This window comes from Methylobacterium sp. D48H (assembly GCF_053345715.1).
Genome location: NZ_JBKFAP010000001.1, coordinates 652,482 through 667,503 on the forward strand (window position 1 = coordinate 652,482; position 15,022 = coordinate 667,503).

The window sequence follows — 15,022 nt, forward strand, 5'->3', positions numbered from 1 at the left end:
ATGCCTGAATATGCGTGCGCGCCGGCCGGTTTCCACTGCGGCGCCCTCCGGAGCGCGGAGTGCATGGTCACCGGGTCCGGGATCGAAAAAGCCCCGGCCTTGCGGCCGGGGCTGAAGTTGTCTCGGGGGTTGACCCGGGAAGAAACTCAGAAGAACCCGAGCTTCTTGGCCGAGTAGCTGACCAGCATGTTCTTGGTCTGCTGGTAGTGATCGAGCATCATCTTGTGGGTCTCGCGGCCGATGCCGGACTGCTTGTAGCCGCCGAAGGCCGCGTGGGCCGGGTAGGCGTGGTAGCAGTTCGTCCAGACGCGGCCGGCCTGGATCGCCCGGCCGAAGCGGTAGGCGCGGGTCCCGTCGCGGGTCCAGACGCCGGCGCCGAGGCCGTAGAGCGTGTCGTTGGCGATGGAGAGCGCCTCGGCATCGTCCTTGAAGGTCGTGACCGACAGGACCGGACCGAAGATCTCCTCCTGGAAGATGCGCATCTTGTTGTGGCCGCGGAACACGGTCGGCTTCACGTAGAAGCCCTCGGCGAACTCGCCGTCCTTGACGTTCCGCTCGCCGCCCGTGAGCAGCTGCGCGCCCTCCTGCCGGCCGATATCGATGTAGGAGAGGATCTTCTCCATCTGCTCGCCCGAGGCCTGGGCGCCGATCATCGTGGCCGGATCCAGCGGCGAGCCCTGGGTGATCGCCTCGACGCGCTTCACCGCGCGCTCCATGAACCGGTCGTAGATCGACTCGTGCACGAGCGCGCGGCTCGGGCAGGTGCAGACCTCGCCCTGGTTGAGGGCGAACATCGTGAAGCCCTCGAGGGCCTTGTCGAGGAAGTCGTCGTCCTCGTTCGCCACGTCGGCGAAGAAGATGTTCGGCGACTTGCCGCCGAGCTCCAGCGTCACCGGGATCAGGTTCTGCGACGCGTACTGCATGATGAGGCGGCCGGTGGTCGTCTCACCCGTGAAGGCGATCTTGGCGATCCGCGGCGACGAGGCGAGCGGCTTGCCGGCCTCGAGGCCGAAGCCGTTGACGATGTTCAGCACGCCCGGGGGCAGCAGGTCGCCGACGATCTCGGCCAGCACCAGCACCGAGGCGGGGGTCTGCTCGGCGGGCTTCAGGACCACGCAGTTGCCAGCGGCGAGCGCCGGGGCGAGCTTCCACACCGCCATCAGGATCGGGAAGTTCCACGGGATGATCTGGCCGACGACGCCCAGCGGCTCGTGGAAGTGGTAGGCGACCGTGTCGTGGTCGATCTCGGAGATCGAGCCTTCCTGCGCCCGCACGCAGCCGGCGAAGTAGCGGAAATGGTCGATCGCCAGCGGGATGTCCGCGTGGGTCGTCTCGCGGATCGGCTTGCCGTTGTCCCAGGTCTCCGCCAGGGCGAGCAGATCGAGGTTCTCCTCCATCCGGTCGGCCATCTTGAGGAGGATGCGGGCGCGCTCGGCCGGCGCCGTCTGGCCCCAAGCCTCCCGGGCGGCGTGGGCGGCGTCGAGGGCCTTCTCGACGTCCTGGGCGTCGGAGCGGGCGACCTCGCACACCACCTTGCCGGTGATCGGCGAGGTGTTCTCGAAGTAGCGGCCGGCCGCGGGGGCGACCCACTGGCCGCCGATGAAGTTGTCGTAGCGGGCCGAGAAGGGCGACTTGACCTTCGAGTCGCCGAGGAATTCCGGCTTGTTCATCGCTGTGTTCCCTCCGTGGGCCCCGGCCTCGCGAACCGCGGCTCTTGGGCTTAAGCTGGCGCTCGGGCGACCGATCCTGGGGGCCGCATCCGCTTCCGCTCTGTTCGCAGCCAATGGCTTTTGGCCTGCCGAATCAAGGTGGACTTTTGGCCAGTGCGCGAGTGCGCCGATCCTACGCGCTTCCCGGCATCATCGCGAGCGGGCAAAAGAGCCTCGTCTCCGGCACCGTCCGGCCGGCCGCCGCGCGACGATCGGCCAGACCCGGCGACCGGCCGAATCGATGATGTGCCGAATCGGCGCGCTGTTCCTCAGCCGAGCAGGGCCAGCGGAACGGACGCCGCCGCGAGCGGAAGCGCCGCCAGGGCCGCGTTCCGCAGCCACGTGGGCCGGTACGCGACGATCGCCACCACGGCGAGGGCGGAGCCCGTCAACGATCCGACCCACTGCACTGGGCCGAAATTCCAGCCCCCCGCCGCGACGGCCGCCGCGAACGAGAGGCCGAGCCCGCACCAGCCCGCCATCCGCAGGCTGCCGACCCGCGCCTTCGGCACGCCGACGCGGTAGGCGGCCCGGTGGTGCCGGTCGAGGCTGAGGGCCAGGGCCGCGAAGCCCGAGAAGCTCAGGAGCAGGCTGAGGATCAGCGCGGCGGCTGTCATGCTTCGACCGTCCGGGACAGGGTTACCTTGGCCGGACGGGCCGCGGCCACGCCCCGCCGCGTGGCCAGCCGGGCCGCGAGGCCGAGCGCGAGGCCGACGGCCGCCATGGCGGCGTCGAAGGCGAGGAAGCGCTGCTGGCCGATGAGGATCACGTCCACCAGCGGGATCGCCAGGAAGGCGCAGGCCGGCACCGCCAGGGCGAGCGACCATGCGCGCCTACGCGGGTACAGGGACGCCGCGAGGGCGGCCACGAGCCAGGCGGCGAAGAAGGCGCGCACCTCCCAGTCCGCCCGGGCCCCGAGCCCGTCGGGCAGCAGACGGTTCGCCAGGAAATACGCGGCGAGGCCCACCGGCAGACCCGCGATGGTGCCGAGGTTGAGGAACCGCACGAGACGCAGGCCGAAACCCTCGGGATCCGCGCCCTTCGGCGCCCGGGCCACGGTCCAGAGCACGAGGCCGCTGGCGACCGTGGCGGCACCCATCACGCCGCAGAGGAAGAACAGGAGGCGCAGGGGCGCGGCGGCGAAGTGCGCCTCGTGCAGCCCCACCATCACGGCCCCGGTCCGGGTCGCCGCGCCGGCCTCGCCGACCCGGGCGATCTCCGAACCGGTATCGGCCGCATAGGCGATCTGCGGGTGCAGGTGCGCGAGCCCGTGCGGCTCCTCGAAATACGCCGTCACGGTGGCGCCGGCGTCGCCCGGCCGCGTGACCAGCACCACCTCGGGCACCTCGCCCCCGGCGGCCGTCGCGCGGGCGACGATCTCGCCGAGCGGCAGCGGCGTGCCGGGGCGCCCGACCGGGGCCGCGCCCGGGATCGCCAGGCCGGCCTCGGCGTAGTAGCGCAGCATGTCGTCGCCGTAGACGGCCTTCATGCCCCAGGGCATCAGCATCGCCGACAGGGTGACGAGGCCCGTGTAGACGATCATCAGGTGGAACGGCAGCGCCAGGACGCCGACCACGTTGTGGGCGTCGAGCCAGCCGCGCTGCGCAGAGCGGTCGCGCCGGAAGGTGAAGAAGTCGGCGAAGATGCGCCGGTGCGTCACGATCCCGGAGATCAGCGCGATCAGCAGGACCATGGCGCAGGCCGAGACGATCCAGCGACCCCAGATCGGCGGCAGGCTCAGCTCAAAGTGGAATCGGTAGAGGAAGTCGCCGCCGCGCGTGTCGCGGATGCGCGCGGGCTCGCCCGTGGCGGGATCGAGGAGCGCGTGGTGGAACGGGCCACCCGGACGCGGCCACCAGTAGACCTCGACGGCCGGGGTCTCGGCATTCGGCAGCTTGACCGACCATCCGGCCGCGTCCGGCATGATCCGGCGCAGGAACGCCCCGGCCCGCGTCGCCGCTGCGGCGGGATCCGGTGCGGTCGCGGACAGTTCGGGCCGCATCCAGTGCGAGATGTCGGTGCGGTAATAGCTGGCGGTGCCGGTGACGAAGATCGCGAACAGCACCCAGCCGACCACGAGGCCGGACCACGTGTGCAGCCACGCCATCGCCTGGCGGACACTCCGCGCCGGGCTCACGCGGCCGCCCCGTGCGCGAAGGCGCCGGCGAGCCACAGGGCCCCGGTCAGCAGGAGCGCCGTCAGCCCCAGGACGAGGGTCGCCCGGCCGAGCGTGCGGGCCGCGAACACCCAGATCGCCGCCCCCGCCATGATGGCGAAGCTCGCCAGCGTCCCGGCCGAGACCGCCTCGGCCCGCGGGAACGGAAGAACCAGGGCCAGCAGCGCGCTCGACAGGGCGGCGACCGCGTAGCCGCCGAGGATCGCGAGCAAGACCCGGCCGGCGACCGCCGCGCGGTCGGCCAGCGTCGGCATGGCGCGGGCGCTCATGGCGCCATCCCTCGTTCCCGTGAGCCCATGGCGCGACGTACCAGCGGTCCGGGCCGCCGCGCAACGCCTATGTTCCGGAACGATTCCAGTGTGAAAAGAGGCGTTTAGGACGCCGGAAAGCGGCGCGTCCCGAGGTCGGATCCGACGCTCGCCGCCCCGCGCTACGGGCCGGCGGTTCCCGACGCGCCGTCGCGGCTCGGCCTGCGGATCGCCACGGCCGCATTCCGCGCGCTCGGCGGCAGATCGGCCCCGGGGTCGGGTTTGCTGAACGCCGCGGCCGATCCGGGCACAGGGCCGGCCGCGCGGCCGGCGCGCGTGTCCCCAGCCGTAGCCGGCGTTGACCCCGCGTAGAAGCCCGTGAAGTCCTCCGCTCGCGCAGTTCCCGCGAGCAGCACCAGGGCCGTGGACAGCACAAGGCGGCGCATCGATCGTCCCCGAACGAGAAAGGCGGCGGCCCCGCTCGGAGCCGCCGCCTCATGATCTTCGCGGAACGCCGCGGCAAAGAGACCGCCGCGGGATCCTCAATCCTCGACGTTGATGCTCTGGGCCTCACGGCCCTTCTGGCCCTCGACCACGCCGAGCGTGACCTGCTGGCCCTCGGCGAGCGAATCGAGACCGGCGCGGGACAGCGCGGAGCGGTGCACGAACACGTCCTTGCCGCCGTCGTTGACCGAGACGAAGCCGAAGCCCTTGGCGGGATCGTACCACTTCACGGTGCCGCTCATCTCGACCGACGGGCCGCTGGCGAAACGGCCACCGCCGCCACCACCGCCGCCGCCGTAGCCGCCGCCGCCACCGTAACCACCGCGATCGCGGTCGCCGTAGCCGCCGCCGGCCCCGAAGCCGCCGGTGCGCGGACGGAACTCACGCCGGGGCGCGGGCGCCTCGGCCGTGGAGGTGTCGACGCTGGTGACGCTCGTGACCTGCGGGCCTTTCTGACCCTGGGCCGTCGTGACCGTCAGCCGGGTGCCCGGCATCAGATCGTCGTGGCCGGCCGCCTCGACAGCGCGGATGTGGAGGAAGGCATCGCCCGAACCGTCGCCGAGTTCGACGAAGCCGAAGCCCTTCTCCTTGTTGAACCACTTGACCGTCGCATCGCGCTCCGGTCCGGACGCGACGGGAGCCGCGCCACGCGACGGGCCGCGATCGAAACCGCCCCCGCCGAAACCACCGCCGCCACCGCCGAAACCGCCGCCGCCGTATCCGCCGCTGGGGGGAGCCTGATCAGGCCATCTCGGCTCGCCACTCTCGTCGAAGCCGCGCTTCTGCGGCCCTCTGAAATCACGACCACGTCCCATAGAAAGCTCGCAAAAACCGTCCGCCGCCCTTGTCTCGAATACCGCGTGCGCGCCATCCCAGACAGCCCACGCCCCGCACTATCATTACCCCAGGTCGCGGTAACCAAGAATAACGCCCCAGTCCTGACGCAATCGGGCCTTGACCGCAAGGACCTTCTTGGCTCAGAGGCGCCCGTTTCGTTACTTTCTTGCGGCAAACAACGGAGTCCGCCCTCGCTCCCGGGCCGGCCCTTTCTCATTCGAGGGAAGGCGTTAGCGAAACGCAAAGGCTGTCCGGCTAGGCTCTGCCCCGCGCCCCGCAGAACCGGCCGGCCATGATCGCGACACCGACTTTCCCCGATCTCTCCGCTCTTGTGGTCGACGAGAGTCTCTACATCCGCCGAATCGTGCGCGACATGCTGATGCGCGTGGGCATCAAGCGCGTGCTGGAGGCGCCGGACGGGGCCGAGGCGCTGGGCGTGCTCGCCGAGAGCAAGCCCGACATCAGCATCATCGACTGGGACCTGTCGATCCTGTCGGGCGAGGAGTTCATCCGGCTCGCGCGGACCCCGACCACCTCCCCCTGCCCCACGATCCCGATCATCCTGATGCTGGCCCAGCCCCGCCGGAACGTGGTCGACCGGGCGGTGGCGCTCGGCGTCAACGAGATCATCGCCAAGCCGTTCTCGCCCAAGACCCTGTGGTCGCGGCTGGACGAGGTGATCAACCGGCCCCGCCCCTACTCGCAGGTGAAGAGCCTCCTGCGGCCGATCCCGCGCCGGGCCAGCGCGATGAAGGCCGTCGCCTGAGCGCGACCGCGATGGGGCGTTGCAGTTCCCCACCGAGCCTGTAGGGTCGCAGTTCAACAGAGTCCGAGCGCGCTGCTCAGGGCCGACCCGAAGGATCGACGGCCGCGCCGATGAGGGACGAGACCGCCGCGGCCGCGCCGTCCCGAATCCAGACCGGCGCGGTGCCGCTCCAGACGCAAGCCCCCGTGCCGGGCCGCGAGCGTCGCCGCGCCGCCTACGCGGCGCTCGACCTCGGCACCAACAATTGCCGCCTGCTGGTCGCGGAGCCGACCTTCAGCGGCTTCCGCGTGATCGACGCGTTCTCGCGGATCGTGCGCCTCGGCGAGGGCCTCGGCACGTCCGACCGCCTGAGCGAGGCGGCGATCGAGCGGACCGTGGAGGCCCTGCGGATCTGCCGGGCCAAGATGCAGGCCCGCGGGGTGCAGCGGGCCAAGATCATCGCCACGGAGGCCTGCCGCCTCGCGGTGAACGGCGCCGCCTTCGTGGAGCGCGTCCGCCGCGGCGTGGGTCTCGACCTCGAGATCGTCGACCGGCAGACGGAGGCGTATCTCGCGGTCACCGGCTGCGCGGCGCTCGCGGACCCGCTGGCCGAATCGGTCATCATCTTCGACATCGGCGGCGGCTCGACCGAAATCGCGTGGCTTGACGGGGCGGCCGCCAACCCGTCGACCGACCCGACGCTTCGGATCCGGGCCTGGGATTCGCTGCCGGTCGGCGTGGTCACGCTCGCCGAGCGCCACGGCGGCGCCGAGGTCACCCGGCGTATGTTCGAGGGCATGGTCGAGGAGGTGGCCGAGAAGCTCTCGGCCTTCGCGCTCCGCGCCGCGCCCGCGGCGACGGCGCCGCATTTCCATCTGCTCGGCACGTCCGGCACCGTGACGACCATCGCGGCGATGCATCTGCGCCTCGCCCGCTACGAGCGTCGGCGGGTCGACGGGCTGTGGATGAGCGACGACGCGGTCTCGACCGCGATCGACGACCTGCTCGACACGCGCCTGGAGCAGCGCGCCGACAACCCCTGCATCGGCCGCGACCGCGCCGATCTTGTGCTCGCGGGCTGCGCGATCCTCGAGGCGATCCGCAGGGCGTTCCCCTCGGAGCGCCTGCGCATCGCCGACCGCGGCCTGCGCGAAGGATTGCTGATGAACATGATGCGGGAGGACGGGGTCTGGAACCGGAAGGCGGTCCGATGAGGGCGGCGCGATGAGCGACCGGCGCGGCGGCGCGAGTTCCGGCGGCGGTGTCCGGGGCGAACTGAAGCAGCGGGTGAAGACCGGCCGCGGACGGACCCTGTCCCAGAAGCGCTGGCTCGAGCGCCAGCTCAACGATCCCTACGTGGCCCGCGCCAAGCGCGAGGGCTACCGGTCGCGGGCGGCCTACAAGCTCCTGGAGATCGACGAGCGCTACAAGCTCCTGCGGCCCGGCCAGAAGATCGTGGACCTCGGCGCCGCGCCGGGGGGCTGGTCGCAGGTGGCCGCGCGGGTGGTCGGGCCGACGGGCCGCGTCGTAGGCATCGATCTCCTGGAGATCGAGCCGATGGCCGGGGTCGAGTTCATCACCCTGGACTTCCTCGACCCCGAGGCGCCTGTCCGGCTGACCGGCATGCTCGGCGGCCCCGCCGACCTCGTCATGTCCGACATGGCCGCCAACGCCACCGGCCACAAGAAGACCGACCACCTGCGGATCATCGGCCTCGCCGAGACGGCGGCGGAGTTCGCCCGCGAGATCCTGGGCCCCGGGGGCGCCTACCTCGCCAAGGTGCTCCAGGGCGGCACCGAGGGCGCGCTGCTCACCGACCTGAAGCGCGACTTCGCCACGGTCCGGCACGTCAAGCCGGCCGCGAGCCGGGCCGATTCGAGCGAGCTCTACGTCCTCGCGACCGGTTACCGGGGTGCGCCGGGCCGGGCCGCGTCCGCCGACGAGGGCTGAGCCGCCCGGCGATGCTCCTCGCCTGGGCCCTGTCCGTCCTCAACCCGGCGCCGCTGCCCCTGCGCCGGCTCGGCTATGTCCGCCAGAGCGGCCTGCTCCACGCCCGCTCGCGCCGCTGCCGGGCGGCCTGGGCGCCGCACCTCGCGCGGGCCCGATCCGTGATCGCGGCGGCGGCCGAAGCGACCCGGCAGCGCCGGCACGCGGTGGTGCTGGGCTCGGGCCTGCTCGACGACGTACCGCTCGACGCGCTCGCGCGACTGTTCGACCGGGTCAGCCTCGTGGACGCCGTCCATCCCTGGCCGGCGCGCCTCGCCGCCCGCCGCGTCCCGAACGTCGCGCTGGCGACCGCGGAGATCAGCGCCGGTCTCGCGGGGGCCTGGGCCGACCTCTGCGCGGACGCCGACCTGATCGTCTCGGCGAATCTGCTGTCGCAGATCCCGCTCCTCCCGATCGAGGCCCACGAGACCCGGGGCCGCGAGGCCCCCCCGCGACTCGGCGCGCACCTCGTCGAGACTCACCTGGCGGCGCTCGACGCGCTCGCCGGGCGCGTCGAGCGCGTCTGCCTGATCACCGACACGGTGCAGCGCGAGGAGGATTGGGCGGGCCGGACCGTCGACAGCGCCGACCTGCTGTTCGGGATCACGCTGCCGCCCGCGCCGGAAGCCTGGGACTGGGAGATCGCACCGTTCGGCGAGATCGGCCGGCGTCGCCGCCTGATCCACCGCATGCACGCCTACCCGGACTGGAAGGCCGCGCGGCGGTCTGCGCGCTGAGCCGCGAAAGAAGAAGGCCGCCCCGGTTTCCCGGGACGGCCTCGCTTCAACGTCATCCGCGATGTCGGATCACTCGGTCGGCACGTCCGCCGCCGGCGAGGTCGCGCCGCCCTCGTCCGCGGCGCTCTCGAAGCGCGGGCGCCGACGGCGGCGGGGCTTGGCGGCCGGAGCCTCGTCGGCCGCCGCCTCGGGCTCGGGAGCGCTCGACGGCTCGACCGCGGGCGCGGGGCGCGCGGGCGCCATCAGGAAGGCCGGCAGGCCCGTGGGCTCCTCGGCCTCCGCGGCGGGCGCGGTCTCGCGGCGGCGCTCGCGGCGCGGCGCGGCCTCGGCGCGGGGGGCCCGCTCCGGGCGAGCCTCGGGACGGGCCTCCTGCCGGGCCTCGGCGCGCGGGGCATCGCCGCGCCCGTTCTCGTAGCGGCCCTGGTCGCCGCGATTGTCCTGACGGTTGTCCGGACGCGTGTCCTGGCGGCCATCCTGCCGATTGTCCGGACGGTCCTGGCGATCCGGCCGGCCCTCGTGCCGCTCCTGGCGGTAGTCCGGACGGCCGTAATCCTGGCGGTCCTGACGATCCTGCCGGTTCTCCTGGCGATAATCCTGACGCTGGTAGTCCTGGCGCTGATAATCCTGACGTGGCTGGTCCTGGCGCCGGTAGTCCTGACGGCCGTTGTTGTCGAACCGGCGCTGATCGCGGTTCTGGAACCGGTCGCGGCCCTGGCGGCCGTCCTGATTCCCGTCCGGACGGCTCTCGTAGGGCTGCGGCTGCTGGCCGGGATCATTGTCGTCGTAGCCGTTATAGGCATGACCGTTCTGCGACCCGCCATTGCCCTGAGCGTCGTCGTCGCCCTCGTCCATGTCGTCGTCGTAGGGACGACTGGCATAGCCACCGGTGTTAGCCGGTCGATTCTGGTCCTGCGCACCGGAGACAATACGGAAGTAGTGCTCGCCGTGCTGAAAGTAGTTTTCGGCGGCGACCGGATCGCCGGCGGCAAGGGCATCCCGCGCGAGCTGCGCGTACTTGTCGGCGATGTGCTGCGCGGTGCCGCGGATTTTGACGTCGGGACCGTTGGATTCGTAGGAGCGCGTCAGCGGATTCGGACCCTTCGGCCGGTTCCGGCCGCGCATCCGTCGATTCTGGTTTGGTCTCATCGGTCTGTTATGACCCTCGTTCACGCAAACGACTGTCTACGGAGGCGCCCGGGCGGATCTCGTGGCGCGAACCGGCCAAGCGCATCCGGCGGCGCCGCGCGTGGGACCGCTCTTCGGTCCGCGCGTCTGCCTGACCACCCCTCGAACCGGGCGCCCGGTGAAGGCCGCCGATCCTCAGTCGATTGTCAGGTTCGAATGTGTCGTCCCGCCGCGCTGGCACCGGCGCGTTCTGGTTCGACGGGTTAGGGGGATCAGCGAACCAATCGGTGACCCATGGTCACCACCGACCTTACAGCCGTCCGTCTTAACGGACGGTTCGCGATCTTCAAGCCGACTCTAGCGTTCCCCGGTTGATGCAACAAGCAATTTTTCGGTGCCGGGATGGTCGACCCAGACTTAGGCATCCCTGTGGCCGGATAAAAGACCCTCCGGCCGGTCGAAACACAGGACTCGGTCATGACCGGCAAGATCGCGGGTCAGCCCGCGCTCGCGATAGCCGGCGGCGCGCGCGAGCTCCGTGACGGCCGCCGCCTGATCGTAGCCGATCTCGAGCACGAGCAGGCCGCCCGGGGCGAGACGCGCGCCCGCGCCGTCCAGGATCCGCCGGTAGGCGTCGAGTCCGTCGGTGCCGCCGTCGAGGGCGGCCTCCGGGTCGTGGCCGCGGACCTCGCGCGCCAGGGTCGCGATCACGGCGCGGGCGATGTAGGGCGGGTTCGAGACCACGAGGTCGAAGCGGCCGCGCAGGGCGTCGCACCAGTCGCCGGCGACGAAGCGCGCCCGGTCGTCGACGGCGTTCAAGACGGCGTTGTCCCGGGCGACGCGCAGGGCGCCCTCGGAGCGGTCGAGCCCGACGCCGGTGGCCCGCGGCCGCTCGGACAGGAGGGCCGTCAGGATGCAGCCCGTCCCGGTCCCGAGGTCCAGGCAGCGGAGCGGAGCGGCGCGCTCGGGCCGCGCCGCCAGCGCGACCTCGACCAGGATCTCCGTGTCCGGGCGCGGCACGAGCGTGTCGGGGCCCAGCCGGAACGGCAGGCCCCAGAACTCCCAGGCGCCGAGGATGCGGGCGACCGGCTCGCCGGCGAGCCGCCGGGCCAGCGCCGCCGCGAGGGCGGCCGCACCCGCCGCGCCGACGCGGCGATCTCCCTCGATCAGCAGGTCGCGGGTCTCCAGGTCGAGGAGGCCGAGCAGCAGGAACCGGGCGTCGCCCGCCGCCTCGGCGACGCCACCGGCGTGCAGGCGCGCCGTCAGCGCGCGCAGCGCCTCGCGGCGGGTCAGGTCCTGCATCGCGTCCGGCGTCACGGCGCGGATCAGGCCATGCCCTCGGCGGCCAGCAATTCCGCCTGGTGCTCGGTGATGAGGGCGTCCACCACCTCGTCGAGGGCGGTCCCGGCCATCACCTCCTCGAGCTTGTAGAGGGTCAGGTTGATCCGGTGGTCGGTCACGCGGCCCTGCGGGAAGTTGTAGGTCCGGATCCGCTCGCTGCGGTCGCCGGAGCCGACCTGCGCCTTGCGGTCGGCCGCCCGGGCCGAATCCTTGGCGCTGCGCTCGGCGTCGTAGAGCCGCGCCCGCAGGAGCGCCATGGCACGGGCCCGGTTCTTGTGCTGCGACCGCTCCTCCTGGACAAAGACCACGATGCCGGTCGGCAGGTGCGTGATCCGGATCGCCGATTCCGTCTTGTTGACGTGCTGGCCGCCCGCGCCCTGGGCCCGCATCGTGTCGATCTTCAGGTCCGCGTCGTTGACGTGGATGTCGACCTCCTCGGCCTCCGGGAGCACCGCGACGGTGGCGGCGGAGGTGTGGATCCGGCCCTGCGTCTCGGTGTCGGGCACACGCTGGACGCGGTGGGCGCCGCTCTCGAACTTGAGGCGGGCGAACACGCCCCGGCCCTTCACCTCGGCCACGACCTCGCGGAAGCCGCCGACCGTGCCCTCGCTCTCGGAGATCACTTCGACCCGCCAGCCCTTCGACTCGGCGTACTTCGCGTACATCCGGAACAGGTCGCCGGCGAACAGCGCGGCCTCGTCGCCGCCGGTCCCGGCGCGGACCTCCAGGATCGCGCTCTTCTCGTCGGCGGCGTCCTTGGGCAGGAGCAGCAGCTGGAGGTCCCGGTGGGCGGCCTCGAGCGCCTCCTGCGCCTCCGGCTTCTCCTCGGCGGCGAGGGCCCGCATCTCCGGATCCGTGCCGGGCTCGTCGATCAGGGCCTCGACGCCCGCGAGGTTCTCCAGGGCGGCGCGGTAGGCGCGGATCGCCGCCACGACCGGGTCGAGGTCGGACAGCTCGCGGGAGAGCTGGACCACCGTCTCGGGATCGATCTCGCCGGAGGCGAGCTGCGCGGTGACGATGTCGTGCCGCGCCAGGATGGCGTCGAGGCGCTCGGTGGGAAAGGGGATCATCGCCCGTGTTTCTGCAGGTCTGCGCGTGCGGTTCCGGGCCGGGCGCGCGTCTCGTCCTGCGGGACGGAGCTGCGTGGCTTGGAGGGTTTAGGACCCGGCAGGACGTCCCCCAAATCCACGCCTCGTCCGTCCGAGAGCGGAAGCCGCGGCGCGTCGACCGAAATCGTCGTGGCGTTGCCGTACAACCCCGGCCGAATGTTCGGCAAGGGTCGCGTTCGCGCTTAGATAGGGATGCCGTGCGCGTGCGCGAAGGCCGTCAGCGCCGGGCGCAGGGAATCGCCGTCGTGCATCCGCGCCATCTCGGCGTCGATCAGCGCGGCGATCGCGGCCGCGTCGAGGCTCAGCACCATCGCCTTGACCGGGCCTATGGCGGCCGGCGACATCGACAGCTGTCGGTAGCCGAGGCCGATCAGCGCCATGGCGTCGAGGGGCCGGCCGCCGATCTCGCCGCACACCGTCACCGGGCAGGAGGCCGCGTTGGCCCGCTCGGCGATCAGACGGAACGCGCGCAGCGCCGCGACGCTCAGCGGATCGAACCGGTCGGCGACCCGCCGGTTCTCGCGGTCCACCGCGAACAGGAACTGCATCAGGTCGTTCGAGCCGACCGAGAGGAAGTCGGCCTCCTTGGCGATCTCGTCGATCTGGAACAGGAGCGAGGGCACCTCGATCATCGCGCCGAGGCGGCAATCGGTCGGGAGCCGGTAGCCGTGGCGCTTGAGGTAGGCCTTCTCGCGCTCGACGATGCCGCGGGCGCGCACGAACTCGTCCACCGTGGCGACCATCGGGAACATGATCTTGAGCGGGTCGCCGTCGGCGGCCTTCAGGAGGGCGCGCAGCTGCATGCGCAGCAGCGCCGGCCGGTCGAGGCCGATGCGGATCGCCCGCCAGCCCAGCGCCGGGTTCTCCTCCTCGAGCTTGGCCATGTAGGGCAGGATCTTGTCGCCGCCGATGTCGAGGGTGCGGACCGTGACGGACTTGCCGGCCGAGGCCGCGAAGACCTTGCGGTACAGCTCCTCCTGCTCGGCCGCCGACGGCATGCGCTGCGCCACCATGAACTGCAGCTCGGTGCGGAACAGGCCGACGCCCTCGGCCCCCGTCTCCTGCAGGTGGCTGAAATCCACCAGCAGGCCGGCGTTGAGGTGCAGGCCGACGCGCACGCCGTCGCGGGTCTGGGCCGGGACGTCGCGCAGCGCCCGGTACTGCTCCTGCCGGCGGGCGCGCAGGCGCACCATCTCGGCGTAGGCGGCCTCGACCTCGGGACCGGGCCGGACATGGATCTCGCCGGCCACGCCGTCGACGATGATCGCGTCGCCGGCGTCGCACAGGGCGGTGGCGTTCTCGACCTCGCCCACAGCCGGGATGCCGAGCGCCCGGGCGACGATGGCGACGTGGCTGGTCGGACCGCCCTCCTCCAGGACGATGCCGCGCAGGGTCGAGGCCTCGTAGTCGAGGAGCGCCGCCGGCCCCATGGTGCGCGCCACCAGGATGGCGTTCTCGGGCAGCACCAGGGCGCCGGCCGCCTCGGGGCCGATCAGCGTGCGCAGGACGCGGTTGGCGAGGTCGTCGAGATCGTGCAGCCGCTCGCGCAGGTACGGATCCGATTGCCGCATCATCCGGGCGCGGTTGTCCGACTGGACCCGCTCGACCGCGGCCTCCGCGGTCAGGCCCGAGCCCACGGCCTCGCGCATCCGGCGGAGCCAGCCCTTGTCGTGGGCGAACATCCGGACGGTCTCGAGGACTTCGCGGGACTCCGCCGTGCCGATCCGGTCGCCGCGCTCCACCAGGGCGTCGATCGCCGAGCGGACCTCCTCGATCGCCGCGTCGAGGCGCGCGACCTCGCGCTCGACGTTCTCGGCGATCAGCGTCTTCACCACGACGCGGGGCTCGTGCAGCACCACGTAGCCGAGGCCGATGCCGTCCGCGAGGGCGATGCCCCGGGCCAGGACCGGGCGGCGGGCCGCGGTGCCGGCGTCCGGCGCGAGCCCCTCCAGCTCGCCCGACGCGATCATCTCCGAGAGCACCATGGCGGTGGTCTGGAGCGCCTCGATCTCCTCCTCGGAGTAGACGCGGTAGGTCTTGTTCTGGACCGTCAGGACGCCGAGCGTGTTGCCGGCGCGCAGCAGCGGCACGCCCAGGAAGGCGTGGTAGGCCTCCTCGCCCGTCTCAGGCCGGTACGAGAAGGCCGGGTGGTTCTGGGCGTCCGAGAGGGAGAGCGGCTCCGCCGTGCGCGCGATGAGGCCGACGAGGCCCTCGTCGGTGCGCATGCGGGTCTGGTGCACCGCCTCGCGGTTCAGACCTTCCGTGGCGAACAGCTCGAGGGTGTTGTCGTCGCGCAGCACGTAGACCGAGCAGACCTCGGCCACCACGTTGGCGGCGATCAGGACGACGATGCGGTCGAGGCGCGCCTGGGGGCTGACCGGCTCCGCCATCGCTTCGCGGAGGCGGCGCAGCAGCAGGCGCGGGCCTCCGGGCGCAGCGGGCATCGGTTCGTCGTTCCAGCGTCGGTGAGCGGCCTTGGCGTCGACCACCCTGCAACCTTGGCGC

At 72.0% G+C, this 15,022-nt stretch carries 13 protein-coding genes; 4 read left to right on the plus strand and 9 right to left on the minus strand.

Features of this window, described 5'->3' with window-relative positions:
- Positions 1 to 146: 146 nt before the first annotated feature.
- From adh to ACLBX8_RS03235, 5 genes are all read right to left on the minus strand, one after another.
- Positions 147 to 1,670: an aldehyde dehydrogenase gene (adh, locus tag ACLBX8_RS03215; protein WP_020091519.1), complete on the minus strand. Its 1,524-nt coding sequence runs from the start codon at positions 1,668 to 1,670 to the stop codon at positions 147 to 149.
- Between the two features lie 308 nt (positions 1,671 to 1,978).
- Positions 1,979 to 2,326 (minus strand): DUF3325 domain-containing protein, encoded by a 348-nt coding sequence (locus ACLBX8_RS03220; protein ID WP_020091518.1) that lies wholly within the window; start codon positions 2,324 to 2,326, stop codon positions 1,979 to 1,981.
- Positions 2,323 to 3,816 (minus strand): PepSY-associated TM helix domain-containing protein, encoded by a 1,494-nt coding sequence (locus ACLBX8_RS03225; protein ID WP_447697900.1) that lies wholly within the window; start codon positions 3,814 to 3,816, stop codon positions 2,323 to 2,325. The genes ACLBX8_RS03220 and ACLBX8_RS03225 overlap by 4 nt, the downstream gene beginning before the upstream one ends.
- Positions 3,817 to 3,842: 26 nt before the next feature.
- Positions 3,843 to 4,154 carry an iron transporter gene (locus ACLBX8_RS03230; protein WP_447697901.1) on the minus strand — a complete coding sequence of 104 codons (312 nt, stop codon included), beginning with the start codon at positions 4,152 to 4,154 and terminating at the stop codon, positions 3,843 to 3,845.
- Positions 4,155 to 4,675: 521 nt separating this feature from the next.
- The gene (locus ACLBX8_RS03235; protein ID WP_447696151.1) at positions 4,676 to 5,452 is read right to left on the minus strand and encodes a cold-shock protein; all 777 of its coding nucleotides are present in this window, start codon (positions 5,450 to 5,452) and stop codon (positions 4,676 to 4,678) included.
- Positions 5,453 to 5,766: 314 nt separating this feature from the next.
- Between ACLBX8_RS03235 and ACLBX8_RS03240 the strand changes: the two genes are divergently transcribed.
- The 4 genes from ACLBX8_RS03240 to ACLBX8_RS03255 all read left to right on the plus strand — a co-directional run bounded on the left by ACLBX8_RS03240 (position 5,767) and on the right by ACLBX8_RS03255 (position 8,942).
- Positions 5,767 to 6,240: a response regulator gene (locus tag ACLBX8_RS03240; RefSeq protein WP_012317168.1), complete on the plus strand. Its 474-nt coding sequence runs from the start codon at positions 5,767 to 5,769 to the stop codon at positions 6,238 to 6,240.
- Positions 6,241 to 6,350: 110 nt separating this feature from the next.
- Positions 6,351 to 7,433 (plus strand): Ppx/GppA phosphatase family protein, encoded by a 1,083-nt coding sequence (locus tag ACLBX8_RS03245; protein ID WP_020091512.1) that lies wholly within the window; start codon positions 6,351 to 6,353, stop codon positions 7,431 to 7,433.
- A 10-nt stretch (positions 7,434 to 7,443) separates the two neighbouring features.
- Positions 7,444 to 8,169, plus strand: coding sequence for an RlmE family RNA methyltransferase (locus ACLBX8_RS03250; protein ID WP_447714610.1), 726 nt, complete (start codon positions 7,444 to 7,446; stop codon positions 8,167 to 8,169).
- 11 nt (positions 8,170 to 8,180) lie between these two features.
- Positions 8,181 to 8,942 (plus strand): hypothetical protein, encoded by a 762-nt coding sequence (locus tag ACLBX8_RS03255; RefSeq protein ID WP_447714611.1) that lies wholly within the window; start codon positions 8,181 to 8,183, stop codon positions 8,940 to 8,942.
- A gap of 69 nt (positions 8,943 to 9,011) precedes the next feature.
- Here the strand turns inward: ACLBX8_RS03255 and ACLBX8_RS03260 are convergent, their stop codons facing one another.
- The 4 genes from ACLBX8_RS03260 to ptsP all read right to left on the minus strand — a co-directional run bounded on the left by ACLBX8_RS03260 (position 9,012) and on the right by ptsP (position 14,961).
- Positions 9,012 to 10,064: a DUF4167 domain-containing protein gene (locus tag ACLBX8_RS03260; RefSeq protein ID WP_447714612.1), complete on the minus strand. Its 1,053-nt coding sequence runs from the start codon at positions 10,062 to 10,064 to the stop codon at positions 9,012 to 9,014.
- Positions 10,065 to 10,484: 420 nt separating this feature from the next.
- A complete protein-coding gene (prmC, locus tag ACLBX8_RS03265) occupies positions 10,485 to 11,384 on the minus strand; it encodes a peptide chain release factor N(5)-glutamine methyltransferase (protein WP_447714613.1) in 900 nt (299 codons plus the stop codon).
- 8 nt (positions 11,385 to 11,392) lie between these two features.
- Positions 11,393 to 12,478, minus strand: a complete 1,086-nt coding sequence (gene prfA / locus ACLBX8_RS03270; protein WP_056521837.1) for a peptide chain release factor 1 — start codon at positions 12,476 to 12,478, stop codon at positions 11,393 to 11,395.
- A 221-nt stretch (positions 12,479 to 12,699) separates the two neighbouring features.
- The gene (ptsP, locus tag ACLBX8_RS03275) at positions 12,700 to 14,961 is read right to left on the minus strand and encodes a phosphoenolpyruvate--protein phosphotransferase (RefSeq protein ID WP_020091506.1); all 2,262 of its coding nucleotides are present in this window, start codon (positions 14,959 to 14,961) and stop codon (positions 12,700 to 12,702) included.
- Positions 14,962 to 15,022 lie beyond the last annotated feature (61 nt).